The following is a 20,461-nucleotide window of genomic DNA, read 5'->3' on the forward strand; positions in this document are numbered from 1 at the left end:
AATATTTTGGTGTTCAATTGCTTAGCGTTCAAGTTCAATTGTATTTTATGTATTTAAATTTCCATCATTATGTTAAAAAAAATATAAAAAAAAGCGTCCAAATTTACTTGGACGCTTATATATAGTTAATTCTTTAGTGTTATTTCATCTTAAAATAATTACTAGAATGTACATATAGCGACCTATTTAATGCATCTGTTTTATCAATTCCTTTAAATTGACAACCACTGGTTAGTGCTTTTGGTTCTATGTGCTTATTTATTTCTCTCATTATAGCGGCAAATATATTGGTTTTTAAAAGATTAAAAAGTTCTTTTTTGTTAATACTCATAAATAAGTAGGTAAAAAAGGTAAAAAGTAAGTCAGTGACTTACTAAAAGTAAGTCACTGACTTACCACATTACAAAAAAGTCTAAATATCTTTGTGACGTACTAAAAATCTTAATCAAACAAGATTAACATAAACAATGTAAAAAAATAATACTAGGAGTCGTCGGGGAAAATTTCTATGAAAAAGCTTTATAAAGAATCTGAATTTCTCATTGTTTAAATCGAAGCATTATTTGAATTATAGTTGCTTAAGTATTAGTGAAGATTCTTTATATTTTTCCATATTTATATGGGTGTGAAAGGGAAAAACGTCAATTTTGGCGTTTTTTTTGTTTTAATATTGCTTTTATTTAAAGCAATTCTAATTATTCATGTTTTAATAAAGTTGTTAACCTTTAGCTTATATGAATTTAAAATTAAGTTAAGGATAAGGTAATTTCACAAACGTTGATTTGTGGAATTATTAAAGACAAAACTAATATAAAACAATGAAAAAATTTAATTTAAGTAAAATTACATTAATAACTTTAACATGTATTTTTGTAGGATTCATGTCTTGTAAAGACGGAATTGATGGTGTAAATGGGATTGATGGAAAAGATGGTAAGGATGGAAATAATGGAGCAGACGGTTCCGATTCATCAGTATATTTAACAGCTTCCAAAACGCCTAATTTTTTAAAAGTTACAGGGCAGTTTTCTCATTTAAAAATTACTCCAATTTTATCATCGGAAGATGTAATTCCAAACAGTCCAAATTTTGTGTATGGTTCTATGGCTGATGGTGCTGGGTTATTGGCAGAATCAGACGGAAGCTTTACACTAATTAATAATATAGAGGCTGATTATTCAATAGCTAGAATAAGGCTAAATGATAAATTAAGACCAACTTCAGGTGACTATATTTTAAATGCTCAAGCTACTGGGAACACAGCACAGTGTTCAGGATCTTTAATAACACCACAAGAGCACGGATTTGGTCCGTTGTATTTGTCAGGTGGAGAGTGGGGAGGATCTTCTAAAGGTGTTTTTTCTACAGATCCAACAAAAAATGCAACTGCAGCAGGAAGCGCTACTATGTTACCAGCGTTAGGACAATGGTCAACTGAAAATGCAGTAGCAATAGGTAAAGATGCTTATGCAGGAAAAACTGTTGTATTTATTGGAGATGATCACAGTGATAATAATACTCCTTCTGGTCAGTTAGGAATGTATGTTGGAAATCAAGGAGATTTAAATGGAGGAAAGTTATACGGTTTAAAAGTAACATCTGCAGGTATTAATTATGAAGTTGATATGACTGAAGGGGTTGAATATAATGCTGAATTTGTTGAGTTAAAAGAAAAAGAGATAAATGCATTAGATACTGAGGCAAAAACTAAAGGTGTAATGGGGTTCTCTAGATTAGAAGATATTGATTGGAGAAGAGGATCAGCTAAAAATAATAGAGAAATATATTTTTGTGTTACAGGAAGAAGAAAAGATGGTTTAAAAAATAAAGGTACTTATTATGGGCGTATCTATAAAGTGGTTTTAAACGATAATGATCCAACAGGAGCAGCAAAAATTACGTGTATTTTAGATGGTGATAAATTAACTGGAAAAGCAAAAGATTTTCATAGTCCTGATAATATTTTAATCACCGAGAATTATGCATACATACAAGAAGATCCAAATGGATACTTTGATGTAACTGAGAAAAATCATTATGCAAGATTATATCAATATAATTTAACTACAAGTGAATTAAAAGTAGTTTTAGAGTGTAATCAAGATTATGCAGCAACAAAAGGATATGGTAATACTGGGAAAGCATGGGAAATTACTGGAATGATAGATGTTACAGATGTTGTAAATACAGGAAAGAATACTTTTATGGTTATTACTCAAAATCACGGATGGGACCCATTAGACGGTACTGCATTTACTGACCCATTAGCAAATGCTGATGTAGCCAACAGTAGAAAAGAAGGGTCTGTATTACATATAATTACAGGATTAGAGAGATAGTTTTTTTATGAAAAATACGTTGAATAAACCTAAGGCATACCTTTGTGTATGTCTTTTGCTTTTAGCAATTTCATGCGGTAAAAAGAAAGATAATTATACGTCTATTAATTTAATTAATAAGGAGATACAAAAGCTTTATAAAAAGCATTTGCTGTCAACAGTTAATTATTTAGATAGTATAAATACACATGAAAATATTAAGGATAAAAAGAAGCACTATTTAAATGCAAGAAAGAATTTTAAATTTCTTGAACCTATTCTAGCTTATTCTGATAAAAATAACTACAAGTCATTGAATGCTCCTAATATTTTAATAGTAAAAGGTGAAGAAAGTTTAGATACTAGAGTAATGAATCCAATTGGTTTTCAAGTACTAGAGGAAACTCTTTACGAAGATTCATTAGATACTTTGGCATTAACAAATTTAGTAAGCGTAACCAGTGCTAGATTAAAGTTAATTAAAAACAATGTAGTCTTACAATTAAAAGATTACCATATAATATGGTTATTACGTGAGCATATTACACGAATAGCTACTACTGGAATTACAGGTTTTGATTCACCTGTATTAAATGAGTCTTTAAAGGAATCAATATATACCTATAAAACTGTATTAGATATTCTTAAAATAAGTGAATCTAAATTTTCATCCAAAGACGTTTTAAATAGGTTTATAAAATTAATAGAAGAAGCTAAAGAAAAATTAACTTACGATTATGATACTTTTGATAGGTATAGTTTTATAAAGAATTGTATTTCTAAACAATTGAAAGCACTGCTAGAAGTACAAAAAGATTGGAAAGTTAAGTTCCCCTTTGAAATGGCACTTTCTAATACTATGACAGAACTTTTTTCAAAAAAGACATTAAATAAAACTTATTTTTCAGATGTAAAAAATGATACCATTTTTTTAGAAGAGAAAATTAAATTTGGTAAGCAATTATTTAATGATGTTACGCTTTCTAAACAATCTAATATGTCTTGCGCTACCTGTCATGTAAAAGATTTAGGTTTTGCAGATGGAAAAAGAACATTTAATAAGCATCAAACCCGAAATACACCAACAGTTACTTATGCTGCCTACCAAAGAGGTTTTTTTATGGACTCTAGAGCTGGGAGTTTAGAAGGTCAGGTTGTTGGTGTTGTTAAAAATCATAACGAATTTGATATGTCTATGGACTCAGTAGTAGCAAGAGTTATGAATAAGGATATTTATAGGCTGAAAATTAAAAAACTTTATAAGAATAAACGCATAGGATATAATATTAGACACGCGATTGCATCTTATGTAAGAACACTAAATACATTTAATTCTAAATTTGATAAAAACATAAGAAGTGAAGTTAATACCTTATCCGAAGAAGAGAAAAATGGGTTTAATTTATTTATGGGAAAAGCATTATGTGCAACTTGTCATTTTGCTCCTGTTTTTAACGGTACAGTGCCACCAAATTATAATGATACAGAGTTAGAAGCCATAGGAACTCCTGATATTGATACCACTAAGTTAAGTAAAGATTTAGGGAGGTTTTATTTATATAATACAGAGGAAAGAAAACACTTTTTTAAAACTCCTACAATCAGAAATATAGCTAAAACAGCTCCTTATATGCATAACGGTGTGTATAAAACGTTAGAAGAGGTTGTAAACTTTTATAACAAAGGGGGCGGAGTAGGTTTAGGTTTTAATTTACCAAATCAAACATTGCCTTTTGATGAATTAAATTTATCAGATAAAGAGATAAAAGAAATTGTGGCTTTTATGAAAACTCTAACAGACGAGTACTAACTAAAGACTGTCCTAAATGGGCAGTCTTTTATTAACATAACTTAATGGAAGTATACTTAAATATTCTTGTAATTTTGAATTGTAACTACGACCAAAATAAACAAGACTTTTTAAGATGTTTTTCCACTATAAATTATTAAAAAACTTTAACGGTACTTTGCAGGTGTACAGCCTTCATATTTTTTAAATGCCGAATAAAATGTAGCTTTAGTACGAAAACCTACTTCCATTCCAATACCTTCTATAGATAAATGATTGAATTTCTCATTTCCTAAAAGCTCTTTAGCTTTGTTTACCCTAAACTTATTTATAAAATTGTTGAAGTTTAGCTTCAATTGATTGTTTAAAGCATAGGAGATTCGTTTAGGATGAATTTGTGTTGCCTCTGCAATATCAACGATGGTTAGATTATGTTTTAAGAAAATTTGCGTATCATGAATACTGTTTGTTATTATATTTATAACCTCCAGCATTTCTTCGGAATTCATAAATTGTACCTTTTCTTTTTTATTTGAGGATGGTTGTAATAACAATGGAACCGATACTCCTATCGTAGAACTGACTTCTTCATAGGATGTAAAATTTTGTTCTGGTTCAGGAATTATAACATATAGTGATACTATATTGTCTTGGGTAATTCCTTTAAAGGATACCCAATAAATTAATATCACATTAACCAAGGTAACAAAGAAATATAGCGTATGGTTATCTATGAAGTGATGAAGTAATAATAATAGTTGAAAAAAGATACTACCGTATATAAAAAGTTTGGACCAATTTAAGTTTTTATGAATTGTATCGGAAAATTGATTCGCTACTTCTTTTTGATGTAAGATAATCCAACGAATGGTCAGCATTCCAATAAAAATTGAATAACAAAGACCAAAAACAAAATAAATCAGCGCATAAGATGAAAATTTAAGTTGTAATTTAGTTTCAATAGGAAGTAAGAAAATTATGAACCCTACTAGAGTTTCAAAAGCACCTGGTATCAATGTCCAGTAGTTAAGTTTTTTATCATTAAATACAGATGTTTTTTGGATATAGATATAAAATAATGGATAGGCTAAAAAATGAAAATGAATAGGGGGGAGTTCTAATATTGGATACTGGTGTAAAATTCCCATATCTTCTAATATGTTTGGAATTGGTTCCATTGAAAACAATAGTATAAATAGTCCTAAAAATAGAGTAGGTTTATTCTTTTTAGAATGTATTAATAATAGCATTATTCCAAAAAGTAGTCCCTGAATTACTCCAAGGATATCTATAATACTTATTATGTTATACGAATATTCCATTAAGGGGCACAAAATTACATTTTAATAGTTGTTTATTTTCATTAGATAGAATAAAATATACTTATTCTTAATAAGATGGGCTAATTTTAGGATTACATAAATTGTGATTACTCACTACTCAGTTGTTGACGTTCAACAAAAAGATATTGCATTTAAATTGATATATACAAATCATCGATAATATTTTCAATTTTACTTATAGGGTTCTATAGTAACTTTTTTTTAGTGTATTATTCACTTTCTCTTTCTTGATTCTTTTGATACGCCCTTAGAGTATGTCTTAATTTATGAAATTAAAAAATAGCGCAACAACTTTTTAAAGCTGTTGCGCACACTAGCTCTTTGCTAATCTTGCAAAGTTGTAGTTCATTCTGATAGCTGTTTAACGAAAAGAGTATATTCATCAAAAGATAACTTACCACTAAATATCTTTATAGATATCCGTATCAATTTTTCTGACATAGCATCATTAAATCCAATACCTATTGCATATTTTTTAACTAAATGCATTTCAAGTTCGTCAATCTCGTGGTCTGCATAAATCATACAAAAAAATTCGTAGATGTATTCAAATCGCTCTTTAATAGAATTAACCAAAGGCAAAGGATAGCTAGAAATATTATTCATTATTTCTTTGTATTGTTCTTCACTGATATCAAGTTTTCTTGAAAAACTGTTCAGCATTTTTTGTTCTGCAATATTAACTTTTCCATCCACTAGCGCTATATTAGCTATAGCTGCAAAATGGAGTACATTGCGTTTCTGAGTTCCTGATTCATATAGTTGTGATATAGACATTTTATATTCTTTTATAGTGTTTTAATTCTTTGGGTATAATAAAACCATTTACTAATCAAAATATACTAATGGTTTTCGTGAGTAACTCATTTTCTAATCAATGATTATTAAGAGTTTTACATTTTATTATTTTTTTGTAAAATTTTTATTTCCAGCCACCTCCAAGAGCACGGTATATTGAAATTTTAGCCAACATTTGTTCTTTTTTAGTTTCTACAAGTTCTATTTTAGATTCCAAAGCATCTCTTTGTGTTAGTAATACTTCCATATAATCCGCACGAGCTGATTGAAAAAGTTGATTTGATATTTCTATAGCTTTTGTAAGCGCATCGACTTGTTTATTTTTAAATTCATAATTATTGTTCAGGTTTTCAATATTGGACAGCTCATTGGTTACTTCCATATACCCTTTCAAAATTGTTTTCTCATATTCAAAAACAGCTCTCAATTGTAGTGCATTAGCATTGGCATATTCTGCTTTAATTGCGTTCCTATTAATTAGGGGACCAACAACATCTCCTGCAAAACTATAAAGAAGTGACTCTGGAGTTGAAGTCAAAAATTTTGGTTTAAATGCTTTTAAACCTACATCCGCTTTTAAACTGAATGATGGGTAAAAATTGGCTCTTGCTACTTTTACATTTAATTTTGAGGCTGCGAGTTCATACTCAGCTTTTCTTATGTCTGGACGATTTAGCAATAATTGTGAGGGTATTCCTGTTGAAATAGTTCCGATAGTAGTGTTCAAGAAATTTTCAGAGGTTCTATGAATAGGTCTAGGCTGTCTCCCAAGCAAAAAGTTAATTCTGTTTTCAGTTTCAACAATTTGTTGTTTGATTTCATATTTACCACTTTTGTTTTTTAATACCTCTGCTTCAAAACGTTTTACAGCCAATTCAGTAGCTCGAGCGGCTTGTTTTTGGAGTTTTACGATTTCCAGAGCATTTTGCTGGATTTCAAGATTCTGTTCTATAATAGCCATTTGATTATCTAGGGCAATCAATTCATAATAAGCATTAGCTATTTCTGACACCAAATTAGTTACCATAAAATTTTTCCCTTCTATACTTGCTAAATACTCCATGACTGCTGTTTTTTTTGAGTTACGGAGCTTTTTCCAAACATCAATCTCCCAAGAAGCAAACAATCTGGCAGAATAGTTTTGTAAAGGGTTTGGAAATGCTTCTTTTTCCCTTATAGGCAAGTTTTTTTCCACTGCACCTTTGCGAGTATACTCACTAGCTTTTTCAACTTCCGCTCCTACCTGATAGTTCACGAAAGGAAGGTATTCTCCCTTTCGTGCCTTAATTTCATTTTTGGCAACCGCAATCTGCTGTAGTATGATATTCAACTCCTGATTCTTCACAAGTGCAGTGTCAATAAGAGCACTCAAATATGTGTCAGAAAAGAAATCTTTCCAATGAGTCATCCCACTATTAAGAGTATCGTTCAGTTGTTTTTGATATACTTCAGGAACAGAAGTATTCGCTTTTCTAATATTCTTGGTTGGCACACATGACTGAATCAAGATTCCCAAACCAAAAAGGACAACATATGACGATTTATTTTTGACTATTTTTTTCATTTTTTGCTCGTTTTTTTTCTGGTGGTAAGTTTTTTTAATAGTTTCTGTATGCGAGTTAACTCCTTTTTGGTTTCACTTTTGCTTTCCGATATTCTCATGAATTCTTCAGAAACAGGCTCATCTGATTCGTTTTTAATCAGTCCACGACCATCAGCCATTTTTCCAAAAATGTAGTATAGTCCAGGTATTACCAAAACCCCTAGTAATGTTCCAATCAGCATTCCTCCCATAGCAGAACCCCCAATGGTTCTATTACCAATGGCTCCTGCGCCTGTAGCAATTACTAGAGGAATTAATCCAGCAATAAATGCAAATGAAGTCATTAGAATTGGGCGAAAACGCATTTTTGCTCCTTCAATTGCTGCGGCTAATAAGGTAGCTCCTTCACGTTTACTTTGTACGGCAAATTCTATAATAAGCACTGCATTTTTGCCCAATAGCCCAACCAGCATAATGAGTCCTATTTGAGCATATACATCGTTGGCTAAGCCCATGATTTTAAGTACTAAGAATGAACCGAAAATACCAATAGGAAGAGACAGAATAACCGCCAAGGGTAATAAGAAACTTTCATATTGTGCAGCCAATACTAAATAGACAAATATCAAAACCACTGCAAAAATGTAAATAGATTCATTTCCACGACTAGCTTCATCGTATGATAATCCTTCCCATGCAATATCATAACCACGTGGTAAGGTTTCTTTAGCTACTTCGCGAATAGCTTTGATAGCGTCATCACTTGTGTATCCAGTTGCAGGAAGCCCTCTAATAGCTGCCGAATTGTAGAGGTTATACCGTGTAATTTCGTTTGGACCCAATTTCTTTTCAAGTGTCATGAAAGAAGAATATGGAACCATTCCTCCAGCTTCATTTTTTACAAATAATTTTTTCAAATCAGATGGTAATCTTCTATATTCAGGAGCTGCCTGTGTATATACTTTAAAGAATCTTCCAAACTTAATGAAGCCTTGCTCATAAGTACTACCTATAAGAATATTTAAGTTTTCCATAGCCTTACCAATGGATACTCCTTTTTGCATGGCTACTTTATTATTTATTTTAAGTTCATACTGAGGATAATTTGCTGTAAAAAAGGTAAATAAACCTGTAAGCTCCTTTCGTTTTCGTAATGCATCTATAAAGGTATTGTTGATTTTCTCGAATTCTTGATAGTCAGTTCCGTTGGTTTTATCTAAAAGACGCATTGAAAATCCGCCAGATGAACCAAAGCCTGGAAGAGCTGGTGGTTCAAAGTATTCAATTATTGCTCCTAAATCCTTACTTTTTTCCTCTAACTCTTCCATGATTTCATGCACCGATTTGTCTCGCTCTGACCATGGTTTTAAATTGATTAGACAAGTACCTGCATTAGAACCGCGTCCTTCTGTCATAATTTCATATCCTGCAAGCGACGAAACGGATTCGATACCTTCCATTTCTTTACATATTAATTGTAGGTTTTTAGCAACCTCATTGGTACGTTCTAACGTAGCCCCTGGTGGTGTTTGTATAATAGCGTAAATAGTACCTTGATCTTCGTTCGGAATAAATCCTGCTGGTAATATTTTATTTGTTACAAAAATTCCTACACAGAATGCTACTAGGATTCCAAATGTTAGTACTCTTCTGTTGACAATAAGTTTTAAAATACCAACATAGCATCCTGTTAGTTTATCAAATCTGGTATTGAACCAATTAATAAATTTGTTGATTAGTGTTTTCTTTCTTGGTTTATTGTGGTCATTTTTTAATATCATGGCACATAAAACAGGTGTAAGTGTCAATGCTACAACGGCTGAAATAATAATAGAACCTGCCATTGTAATTGAAAATTGTCTGTAGAATACCCCAACAGGGCCAGTCATAAATGATACGGGAACAAAAACTGATACCATGACTAGTGTAATTGCGATAATTGCGCCACCAATATCACTCACTACAGTTTTTACTGCCTGATAGGGGGTAAGGGTATGGTCTCCCTCCATTTTGGCATGAACAGCTTCTACTACAACAATAGCATCATCTACTACAATACCAATGGCAAGCACTAATGCAAATAGTGTAATCAGATTAATGGAGAGTCCGAACAACTGCATCACAAAGAATGCTCCTATTAATGAAACAGGTACGGCTATAATAGGAATAAGAGTAGATCTCCAATCACCTAAAAATACGAATACTACAATAGTTACTAAGATAAAAGCATCTCTTAATGTATGTATTACTTGTTCCATAGATGCATCTAAAAAATTAGAAACATCATAACTGATTTTATAGTCTATTCCTGGTGGAAGAAATTCTTCGAGTTCCTTTAGTTTATCTTTTACCGTATCTATAACATCACTAGCATTACTACCGAATGTTTGTTTTAAGACTATAGATGCGGAAGGTTTTCCGTCTAGATTTGAATAGATATCAAAAAACTCACTTCCCAACTCTACTTCTGCAATATCTCCTAATTTAAGGATTTCACCTTCCTCATTTGCCTTAATAATAATGTTTTTGTATTGGTCAGCTTCATTAAATCTACCTTCATAAGTCAGAACGTATTCCAGAGATTGTGCTTGTTTTCCTGAACTTCTTCCCAGCCTACCAGGTCGAGCAATAACACTTTGCTCATCCATCGCCTTCAAAACTTCTTCAGCTGAAATATTATAGGCACGCATGCGGTCTGGTTTAAGCCATACGCGCATTGCATATTTTCGACTACCCAGTATTTTGGCACTCGCTATACCATTGATTCTCTGTAATTCAGGTACAATTTTAGTATAAGCATAGTTATATAGAAATTTTTCATCGTTCTTCTTTGTATCACTATAAAGGTTAACGTACATCAGCATACTTGGTTGTACGGGGGTGATAATTACACCTTCTCGCTGAACTAATGGAGGTAATAGAGGCATTACTTGATCTACCCTAGTTTTCACTCTAACTACCGCTTGATTGGGGTCTGTACCAGGTTCAAAAATAATACGTAAAGTTCCTTCACCTGCACTGGTAGCATCTGAAGCTATATAACGCATGCCTTGAACTCCGTTAATAGATGTTTCTAAAGGAATCAACGTTGATTTTACCAATACATCTGCACTTGCTCCTGGATAGGCTATAAAAATATTTACAGTTGTTGGTGCAATTTGTGGAAACTGGGATGTTGGTAATTTATTAATCGAAAGCAAACCTGTAAAAACAATAATTACAGAGATTACTATGGCCAATACTGGCCGTTTTATAAATTGACTGAACATTTTTTTGTTATTTATTGATGAATTATTCTGCGTAGAGGTTTAAATTCGACAAAACTTTTAGGGGGGCAATAAACTCATAGTCTATATGTTTTCCTTCTTTTACCAATCGAATCCCTTCCAATAATATCTTATCTTTTTCGGAAAGTCCTTTGTTCACCACAAACAAATGAGGTAGTTGGAATCCGACAAAAATTTCTCTTTGCTGAATTATATTATCTTTGTCCAGTACATAAACAAATTTTTTATCTAGTACTTCAAAGGTCGCTTTCTGTGGAATTATAAGAGCGTCCATTAATGGAATTTTCATTAAAATACTTCCCGTTTCTCCATGCCTTAGTATTTTGTCTGGATTTGGAAAAGTAGCTCTAAAAGCAATATTCCCTGTTTCATTGTTGAATTCTCCTTCAATAGTTTCAACAAACCCCTTATGGTTGAACTCCTTGTTATTTGCCATTAATAGATTTACTTGTGTTCTATCATCTTTATGTCCATTGGTAATATAATCTAAATATTCAGCTTCGGGAACATTGAAGTAGACCCACATTTTACTATTATCAGATAAGGTGGTGAGTAATTCTCCCTCATCTAATAAGCTTCCTTTCCTTACATGCAAATGATCCATAATACCATCAAACGGAGCTTTAATATTAGTGAATCCTAGATGAGTTTTAGCCATAGTGACGTTGGCATTCGCTTTTTTTAAATTTGCTTTAGACATTGCTAATTCATTAAGGGAAACCACATTTTTATCTGCTAGTAGTTTAGTGTTTTTATATTCAATCTTTGCAATCTCAGACTCAGCTTCTGCCTTTGCAAGTTCTGCTTGATAAACATTTGGCATTATTTTAAACATGTGTTGTCCTTTCTTTACTGTCTGTCCTTCATCCACGGATATCTTTTGTAAATACCCTTTTTCAAGAGCTCTTAATTCTATGTGCCTAATAGCATGTATTTGGCATACATAATCTTTGGTAATTATAGTATCCATTTTCACCGGACTGGTTACTAAATGTTTGACTTGTTTTTTATGTTCTTTTTTGTGTTTATCACAGCTTGTATAGCTTAAAAAAGTCAGTAAGACCATAACAATAGAAATTCTTTTCATTACTTTAATTGTTTAAATGAATTGTTATTGTGAGTACGATTATATAGCATCGTACTCAATTAATTATTTGAATTGAAATTTTAAAATGTTGATAAATGCCTAAGTCATTATGGCATTATAGTTTAGAATTTACAAGCAATCTTTAGGCGACAATACTTGATATAATTTGGTGTTTGATTTAGATGTGTAATATTGGAGAAAGAACCAATAGTTTGTTGAACTAGAATCTTTACTTGTTGTATGCCAACATAAGGTTGAAATAGTGCTTCAGATCCAAAATTCCCTCCATCTTCTATTGTAATATCTTCAAATATAGGTGTAGTTATATCTGCATACGATTCTTCTTCAACCTTTGAAGTAGTATTCTCTAATGGTTGTGTATTAAATATTTCCCCTGAAGTTAGAGGAAGTATAAGCAAAGAAGAAATTAATATGAGAAACTTCAGTTTCATTAAATAATAATAGATTCTAATTAAATCAGGGCAAAAGTATGTGAGAATCATGTACAGATACAAGAATGGTGTGGTTAGGTGAGTTTAAAATTCAGAAATTTGAACTCAATAACTTATTTATAAACTAGTTTTAACCTTTCAATAATAGATTGATTTGCTTATTGGTTTCTTTGAAATGTCTAGGGCTAAGAATATTTTTTATAACAAGACTTTTAAATTTTTCACAACCTGCTAAATGCATAGTGCTCATAATCTATTATTAACAGAATTTTATGCTATACTCCATAAACTTTCTTGTAATTTTGAAATATAACTTCGACCAAGATAAACAAAACTTTATGAGATATTTTTTACTAATAATACTGTTCGTATTAGTTGCTTGTAAACCTGAGTATACTGCTCAACAAATTGTTGATTTGTCACTAGAAAAATCAGGAGTCAATAAAATTAAAAATGCTACATTATCTTTTACATTTAGAGATAAATTATATGAAGCTAAAAGAAGTGATGGAAATTATGAATATACTAAAATCACGAAATCTGATACTCTACTAATAAGAGATGTATTATCTAACAAGGGGTTTGAACGTTATAATAATAATGAATTAATTATATTATCAAATAAGGATGAAAATAGGTATAGTAATTCAGTAAATTCAGTACATTATTTTTCTGTGTTACCTTTAGGTTTAAATGATAAAGCTGTAAATAAAAAATTATTAGAACCAGTTACTATTAAAGGAAAAGAGTATTACAAAGTTCAAGTAACATTTAATAAAGATGGAGGAGGAGATGATTTTGATGATATCTTTTTATATTGGTTTAATAAGAAAACGTTTAATCTAGAATTTTTAGCATATAAATACCATACAAGTGGTGGGGGAGTTCGATTTAGAGATATTAAGAAAGAACATTTTGTAGAAGGAGTTCGTTTATTAGACTATAATAATTATAAGCCTATGAATAAAAATGTTGATTTTATTTCTATAGACAAACTTTACGAAGAGGATAAATTAAAAAAGGTTTCTGAAATTCTGTTAGAAAATATTAAAATAAACTTAAATGATAAATAAAGTGTTAGATTTCTAAAGTAATCTTTACTACGTTTGTGTAATTGTATACTATTTCATTTACAAGTTTAGTGGGCCACAGTGAATATATTTTAAATTAATAGCTAGTCTTCTTTTTTTAACAGTTAGCCATTCTCTAGCAATATTTCTATGCTATTGCTAGAGAGAATATAAAGCGAGGTTCATTTTGCAATAAGAAAAGTAAAACACTATTGGAAACAACAAAAATAACTGCTTATTTAAGTAGTTCATTCACCATTAATATACTTTAGTTATTTATTTGTAAAGTAGGTATTTATCTCTAATTTTTCTAAACTCGGTTAATTCTTTTTCCCAAGAATCTTTAATCTGTTGCTTACTATACCCATTTTCTATTTGTTTTTGGAGTTTTTCAGTACCAGCAAGCTTTGTGAAAAACGAGTTAAAGAATTTTTCTTTTTGAGTTGTTTGTTTAAATGCTTTTAGTAACCATTCAAATTGTAAACTAGATAAAAAATCGGTTTGTTCTAGGTTTTCACCAAAGCATAATTTTTCTTTATGTTTTGGATACTTAGCGCCTTCGTTAGGTTGAGGTGTAAATTTAAAGTTTAAGTTTTGTAAATAAGGAGATCCATAAATTTGAAATTGTTTATTAGTTCCTCTACCAACTGAAACATTAGTCCCTTCAAAAAAACATAAACTTGGGTATAAATTGATAGAAGTATCGTTAGGCAAGTTAGGAGATGGTTTGGTAGGCAAGCTATATTTTTTGTCATAGGCATAGTTTTCAAGAGGAATAACAATTAAATTACATTGAATTCCATTTTTTAACCATTTTTCTCCGTTAATCATTTTGCCATACTCTCCAATAGTCATCCCATAAACAACAGGAACAGGGTGCATTCCAACAAAGCTTTTGTGTTCTATTTCAAGAACAGGACCATCAATATAATGAGCATTTGGGTTAGGTCTATCTAATACTATAACAGGGATATTTGATTCAGCACAAGCTTCCATTACGTAGTGCAAAGTTGAAATATAGGTGTAAAATCGAACACCAACATCTTGAATGTCAAAAACAACAAAATCAATATTTTTTAATTGCTCTGAACTAGGTTTTTTATTTTTACCATATAAAGAAATTATTGGTAAATTGGTTTTGGTATCAATACCGTCTACAATAACTTCACCTGCATCAGCTTTACCCCTAAAGCCATGTTCAGGAGCAAAGACTTTTTTTACGTTAATACTATTGTAGTTGTGTAAATAATCAACCAAGTGTTGCGTTGTTTCTTTTAAACCCTTGGTATTTTTTGAAACTTCAGCACGTTGAAAAGTGCTAATCGTGGAAGTCTGATTAGCAACAATAGCAATATTTTTATGTTTTAATTTAGTCAAATACAAATCAGTTCTATCTGCTCCAATTTTTAAAACGTTATCTTCAGTTTGTAAGGGAGTGTCTTTTTGTTTTTTTTGTTGAGCACAAGAAGTGAATTGTAAGCAAAAAAATAAGAACATGTAATTTATATAATGTTTCATTTGATAGTATTTAAAAGTAAAATTAAAGCTTGTTATTGAAATTTGCACTACATAATAGTTTCTTTCTTCGTTAAAAAATTACTTATTGTACAAGCTACTTTTCAAATATATACGATTATTTTAAATTTTAAGAATTTTAAAATGAGATCACCTTTTTTTGAATATTATTTTTATCACAATCTTCAAAATTATTAAGTACATTTGATACAGTTAAAAAATGATAGTATTTGAATTTCGAGTTGTTTATAGCTAAGCGTATTGTTGCTGGCAAAGAGTATAAAAATAGTATTTCATCACCAATTATAAAAATTGCTACAATAGCAATTACATTGGGGATTACTATCATGTTAATAGCCGTATCAATAGGTGCTGGTTTTCAAAAGAAGATTAGAGATAAAATGTCAGGTTTTAAAGGACATGTTCAGATAATTAATTATGATAATAACACTTCAGATGTTTCAATTGTCCCAGTAGATAAAAATCAAGACTTTTATCCTAAGTTTACTAAGATAGAAGGAATTAAAAATGTACAAACTTTTGCTAATAAGTTTGGGGTAATTAGAACTGCAAAAGATTTTGAAGGTGTTATTTTAAAAGGAGTAACTAATGATTATGATTTTACTTTTTTTAAAGAATATTTAAAAGAAGGACGTTTACCTAATTTTTCATTAGATAGAAATAAAGAGATATTAATATCAGAATCAATAGCAAAAAGGCTACAACTATCATTGAATGATACTGTTCAAATGGTATTTAGTGTAGAAAATAGTAAAAGGCCATTCAAAATTCGTAAACCAGTAATAGTTGGTATTTATAATACAGGATTTGAGCAGTTTGATAAAACAATGCTTATTGGTGATATACGAGAAGTACAACGACTGAATAAATGGAAAGATAATGAGGTAGGAGGTTTTGAAGTATTATTAGATGATTTTAACTCTTTGAAAGAAAAAGGAGATAAAATTTATTCTACTATAGGATCAACCCTAAATAGTACAACAATAGTTGATAGTTATCCTTTGATATTTAATTGGTTAAATATCTTAGATAACAATGTGTGGGTAATCATTGGTATTATGATTTTGGTAGCTGGTATAAATATGGTTACGGCTCTTTTGGTACTTATATTAGAGCAAGTTCAAATGGTTGGTATTTTAAAAGCTCTTGGAAGTACTAACTGGAGTATAAGAAAAGTGTTTCTATATAATGCATCTTATTTAATTTTGAAGGGACTGTTGTATGGAAATATAATAGGAATAGTTTTTTTGAGTATTCAAAAATATTTGAAAATAATTACCCTTAATCCTGAAAATTATTATGTGTCCACCGTACCAGTGTCTATTGATTTTTGGGCTATATTATTTTTAAATTTGGGAACATTGATATTGTGTTTTTTAATGTTAATAATACCATCATTTATTATCACAAAAATTCAACCTTCAAAATCTATTAAGTTTGCCTAATTTGAGAAGAACTTTTTGTTTCTTTGTAGTATAAAACTGATAACTTATAATGAATTACGCTAATAATATATTAGAAACTATTGGAAATACTCCTTTGGTTAAGTTAAATTCTGTTACCAAAGAAATAGATGCTTTGGTATTAGCAAAAGTAGAAACATTTAACCCAGGAAACTCTGTTAAAGACAGAATGGCGTTAAAAATGATTGAAGATGCTGAAGCAGATGGACGCTTAAAACCTGGAGGAACTATTATTGAAGGAACCTCTGGTAATACAGGAATGGGATTAGCATTGGCAGCTATTGTAAAGGGATACAAATGTATTTTTGTAATATCTGATAAGCAATCAAAAGAGAAAATGGATATTTTACGTGCGGTTGGTGCTGAGGTAGTTGTATGTCCAACTAATGTTGAACCTGATGATCCTAGATCTTATTATTCAGTATCAAAACGTTTAGGTGAAGAAACTCCAAATTCTTGGTATGTAAACCAGTATGATAATCCTTCAAATGCAATTGCTCACTATGAGCAAACAGCTCCTGAAATTTGGGAGCAAACTGAAGGTAAAATAACTCATTTTGTGGTTGGTGTTGGTACAGGAGGTACTATTTCAGGAACCGCAAAATACTTAAAAGAGAAAAATCCTAATATTAAAATATGGGGAATTGATACCTATGGATCTGTATTTAAAAAATATCATGAAACAGGAGTTTTTGATGAGAATGAAATTTATCCATATATAACTGAAGGTATTGGAGAAGATATTTTACCCAAAAATGTAGACTTTAGTTTAATTGATGGTTTTACTAAAGTAACAGATAAGGATGCTGCTGTTTATACTCGTAAAATTGCCAAAGAGGAAGGGATTTTTGTTGGTAATTCTGCAGGGTCAGCAATTAAAGGTTTATTACAATTAAAAGATGAGTTTAAACCTGATGATGTTGTAGTTGTATTATTTCATGATCACGGTAGTCGTTATGTTGGTAAAATGTTTAATGATGATTGGATGCGTGATAGAGGCTTTTTAGAAGATGAGGTAACTACAGCTGAAGAATTAATTAAATCTCATCTAGATAAACCTTTGGTAACAGTTCAAACAGAAGAATTAGTTTCACATGCAATTGAAAGGATGCGTGCATTTAAAATATCACAAATTCCAGTAAAAGATGTTAATGGATTTGTTGGCTCTGTTGATGAATCAGCTTTGTTACATAGTTATTTAGAAGATAAAAATATAGCAGATAAACCTATTAAAGAAGTAATGGGAGCTAAGTATCCAATTGTTAAAAAATCGGCTTCTATTGATGAGGTTTCAAAGTTGATAACTAAAGAAAATCAGGCTGTATTGGTAGATTTAGAAAATGGTAAGTATCATATTATTACAAAGTATGACATAATTAGCGCTATTTAATACTAATTTAAAATATAAAGAAACGAAAAGCCCGCTCATTAGAGCGGGCTTTTGTTAATCAACTAATTCAAATAATTTACACAATGAAAACAATATCTATTGTTTTACAAATATTGTATTTCAAATTCTGTGCCAAAATTATAATTATTAAACTTAAAATTACTTGAATTTTATATATTTTACAATTAATTAACTTTTAAGTGTTAAAATGTTAAGAAATATACAATTTAATAGTAGGTTTTAGCTAGCATGCTTATGAGCTTTGTACGAAGAACGAACTAAAGCCCCGCTTTCAACATACATGAATCCCATTTCTAAACCTAAAGTTTCGAATTTTTTAAATTGATCAGGAGTTATAAATTGTTTTACAGGTAAATGCTTTTTAGTGGGTTGTAAATATTGACCAATTGTAATAATATCTAAACCAACTCCACGTAAATCTTTCATTGTTTGAATAACTTCATCTTCAGTTTCACCTAAACCAAGCATGATACCAGATTTAGTTCTCATTCCGTTCTCTTTTAAATACTTCAAAACCCCTAAACTTCTATCGTATTTCGCTTGAATACGAACTTCACGTGTTAAACGACGTACAGTTTCCATATTGTGAGAAACAACTTCAGGATGTACTTCTATAATTCTATCTATTAATTTTTCATTTCCTTGAAAATCGGGAATTAATGTTTCTAGTGTAGTATTAGGATTTGCTCTTCTAATAGCATCAACAGTTTCAGCCCAAATAATAGACCCCCCATCTTTTAAATCATCCCTATCAACTGAAGTTATAACAGCATGTTTAATTTTCATTAACTTAATAGAACGAGCTACTTTTTCAGGCTCATCCCATTCAACAGTATCAGGCCTTCCTGTTTTTACACCACAAAAACCACATGAACGGGTACATACATTACCTAATATCATAAATGTAGCAGTTCCTTCTCCCCAACATTCACCCATGTTTGGACAACTACCACTAGTACAAATAGTGTTCAGTTTATATTTATCAACCAATCCACGCAAATCTGTGTACTTTTTACCTACTGGTAATTTTACACGTAACCATTTTGGTTTTTTTGGTCTTTCAGGAAGTATAACCGTTTCGTTTGCCATTCTTTCTTATAAATAAATTAAACGACAAATTTACGAAGAAAAGATTTAGAAACTAAGTAAAAACCAAATACTAAATACAATAAGAAACACAATACCTGTAATACTAAGGATTTTTAATTCTTTACTAGGCCTATATTTTTCAGGGGTGTGCTTTCCTGTAATTAGTACATAATTTAAGATAGCATAAAAAGGAGCAGTTAAAAAAGAAAGAACTGTTGCTATTTTGATAAGAAATCCCATGTCAGCTAAAAAGTATTTTAAAATAATATAGGTTCCAAGAGCTAATATTAACATCCAAAACCAATAAGATAATTTATTTTTCCTTTTAAATAGTAGAGAGGAAGCTTTTGTCATAGCCCTTGGTGAAGCATCTAAAGTAGTTAGTGTGGTACTAAACATTGTTGTAAATGCTGCTACACCAATAAAAACATGAGCAAAATCTCCTAAATTTTTAGTGTATAAGTTAATTAGTTGAGAAGCAAATACGGTTCCTTTACTAGAGAATGTTTGCCCTGATTTATACATTACCATTGCGCCCAGTATTACAAAACAAATACCTAGTGAAAGTGTTCCAATATATCCCACATTAAAATCAAAAACAGCTTGTTTGGGTTTAATTTTTTGATAGGTAGTTTTGTCTTTTTCAACCGACCAAAGAGAGTGCCATATTGAAACATCTAAAGGAGCAGGCATCCATCCTAAAAATGCAATTAAAAAGGTTATTTGTGCAGTTCCTGAAGGAACAATTTGTGTAAAAGAAAAACCTTTGTTTGTACTAAATATAGCTACGATAACTGCTATTAAGGTACTTATGGTTAAGATAACAATTATATATTTCATTAGGTTATCTAGAACTTTATATCTACCAATTAGTAAAATTGAAAAACTAACAGCGGTAATTATTGCTGACCATTGTACTAAGTCATTTGTAAATCCAAATAAATGCGAAGCTAAACCAGCAGTGACAATCGTTACCGCTGCTTGAATGGTAAACATTGTGGCAAAGTTTAAAATATAATAACTTATTAAAACACCTTTACCTAGTTTTCTATATCCATCTAACAAAGTTTCACCTGTTGCAGCTGCATATCTAGGTCCAAATTGAAAAAATGGATATTTAAAGATGTGAACTAATACTAGAGCCCAAAGTAAACCAAACCCAAACTCAGCCCCAGCTCGTGTAGATTGAACTAAATGTGATACACCAATTGCAGCACCAGCGAATAATAGACCTGGACCTAAAGAAGAAAATGTTTTTTTCATGATTTTCAGGGG

Annotated in this window: 15 protein-coding genes; 5 read left to right on the forward strand and 10 right to left on the reverse strand. The window is 30.7% G+C overall.

Going from position 1 to position 20,461, the window contains the following annotated elements; all coding sequences use genetic code 11:
* Window positions 1-139: 139 nt before the first annotated feature.
* Window positions 140-331: a hypothetical protein gene (locus ACMFBB_RS00295; protein WP_435262480.1), complete on the reverse strand. Its 192-nt coding sequence runs from the start codon at window positions 329-331 to the stop codon at window positions 140-142.
* Between the two features lie 487 nt (window positions 332-818).
* Between ACMFBB_RS00295 and ACMFBB_RS00300 the strand changes: the two genes are divergently transcribed.
* Together ACMFBB_RS00300 and ACMFBB_RS00305 are read left to right on the forward strand one after the other, a co-directional pair.
* Window positions 819-2,339 carry a phosphatase gene (locus ACMFBB_RS00300; RefSeq protein WP_435262481.1) on the forward strand — a complete coding sequence of 507 codons (1,521 nt, stop codon included), beginning with the start codon at window positions 819-821 and terminating at the stop codon, window positions 2,337-2,339.
* Window positions 2,340-2,346: 7 nt separating this feature from the next.
* A complete protein-coding gene (locus ACMFBB_RS00305) occupies window positions 2,347-4,128 on the forward strand; it encodes a cytochrome-c peroxidase (RefSeq protein ID WP_435262482.1) in 1,782 nt (593 codons plus the stop codon).
* A gap of 146 nt (window positions 4,129-4,274) precedes the next feature.
* On the opposite strand, the gene ACMFBB_RS00310 is transcribed toward ACMFBB_RS00305, so the two are convergent.
* The 6 genes from ACMFBB_RS00310 to ACMFBB_RS00335 form a co-directional block, all read right to left on the reverse strand.
* Window positions 4,275-5,429, reverse strand: a complete 1,155-nt coding sequence (locus ACMFBB_RS00310; RefSeq protein WP_435262483.1) for a helix-turn-helix domain-containing protein — start codon at window positions 5,427-5,429, stop codon at window positions 4,275-4,277.
* Window positions 5,430-5,795: 366 nt separating this feature from the next.
* The gene (locus ACMFBB_RS00315) at window positions 5,796-6,227 is read right to left on the reverse strand and encodes a TerB family tellurite resistance protein (RefSeq protein WP_435262484.1); all 432 of its coding nucleotides are present in this window, start codon (window positions 6,225-6,227) and stop codon (window positions 5,796-5,798) included.
* Between the two features lie 145 nt (window positions 6,228-6,372).
* Complete coding sequence (locus tag ACMFBB_RS00320; protein ID WP_435262485.1) at window positions 6,373-7,812, reverse strand: TolC family protein; 1,440 nt, start codon at window positions 7,810-7,812, stop codon at window positions 6,373-6,375.
* The gene (locus ACMFBB_RS00325; RefSeq protein ID WP_435262486.1) at window positions 7,809-11,060 is read right to left on the reverse strand and encodes an efflux RND transporter permease subunit; all 3,252 of its coding nucleotides are present in this window, start codon (window positions 11,058-11,060) and stop codon (window positions 7,809-7,811) included. Before ACMFBB_RS00325 ends, ACMFBB_RS00320 begins: the two co-directional genes overlap by 4 nt.
* Before the next feature lie 22 nt (window positions 11,061-11,082).
* On the reverse strand, window positions 11,083-12,165 hold the full coding sequence (locus tag ACMFBB_RS00330; protein WP_435262487.1) for an efflux RND transporter periplasmic adaptor subunit: 1,083 nt from the start codon (window positions 12,163-12,165) through the stop codon (window positions 11,083-11,085).
* Window positions 12,166-12,287: 122 nt separating this feature from the next.
* Complete coding sequence (locus tag ACMFBB_RS00335; RefSeq protein ID WP_435262488.1) at window positions 12,288-12,617, reverse strand: hypothetical protein; 330 nt, start codon at window positions 12,615-12,617, stop codon at window positions 12,288-12,290.
* Between the two features lie 338 nt (window positions 12,618-12,955).
* Here ACMFBB_RS00335 and ACMFBB_RS00340 point away from each other — a divergent pair, with 338 nt between their 5' ends.
* Window positions 12,956-13,690, forward strand: a complete 735-nt coding sequence (locus ACMFBB_RS00340) for a DUF6503 family protein (protein ID WP_435262489.1) — start codon at window positions 12,956-12,958, stop codon at window positions 13,688-13,690.
* Window positions 13,691-13,963: 273 nt separating this feature from the next.
* Here the strand turns inward: ACMFBB_RS00340 and ACMFBB_RS00345 are convergent, their stop codons facing one another.
* Window positions 13,964-15,205, reverse strand: a complete 1,242-nt coding sequence (locus ACMFBB_RS00345) for an exo-beta-N-acetylmuramidase NamZ family protein (protein WP_435262490.1) — start codon at window positions 15,203-15,205, stop codon at window positions 13,964-13,966.
* A 227-nt stretch (window positions 15,206-15,432) separates the two neighbouring features.
* Between ACMFBB_RS00345 and ACMFBB_RS00350 the strand changes: the two genes are divergently transcribed.
* Window positions 15,433-16,668: an ABC transporter permease gene (locus ACMFBB_RS00350; protein WP_435262491.1), complete on the forward strand. Its 1,236-nt coding sequence runs from the start codon at window positions 15,433-15,435 to the stop codon at window positions 16,666-16,668.
* Window positions 16,669-16,717: 49 nt separating this feature from the next.
* The gene (locus tag ACMFBB_RS00355) at window positions 16,718-18,076 is read left to right on the forward strand and encodes a pyridoxal-phosphate dependent enzyme (protein ID WP_435262492.1); all 1,359 of its coding nucleotides are present in this window, start codon (window positions 16,718-16,720) and stop codon (window positions 18,074-18,076) included.
* Between the two features lie 240 nt (window positions 18,077-18,316).
* Here the strand turns inward: ACMFBB_RS00355 and lipA are convergent, their stop codons facing one another.
* Together lipA and ACMFBB_RS00365 are read right to left on the reverse strand one after the other, a co-directional pair.
* Window positions 18,317-19,186, reverse strand: coding sequence for a lipoyl synthase (gene lipA / locus ACMFBB_RS00360; protein WP_435262493.1), 870 nt, complete (start codon window positions 19,184-19,186; stop codon window positions 18,317-18,319).
* Window positions 19,187-19,231: 45 nt separating this feature from the next.
* A complete protein-coding gene (locus ACMFBB_RS00365; RefSeq protein ID WP_435262494.1) occupies window positions 19,232-20,449 on the reverse strand; it encodes an Nramp family divalent metal transporter in 1,218 nt (405 codons plus the stop codon).
* Between the last annotated feature and the right edge of the window lie 12 nt (window positions 20,450-20,461).

Origin of the sequence: Tenacibaculum sp. nBUS_03, from assembly GCF_051201695.1 — a bacterium.
Classification (GTDB): domain Bacteria; phylum Bacteroidota; class Bacteroidia; order Flavobacteriales; family Flavobacteriaceae; genus Polaribacter.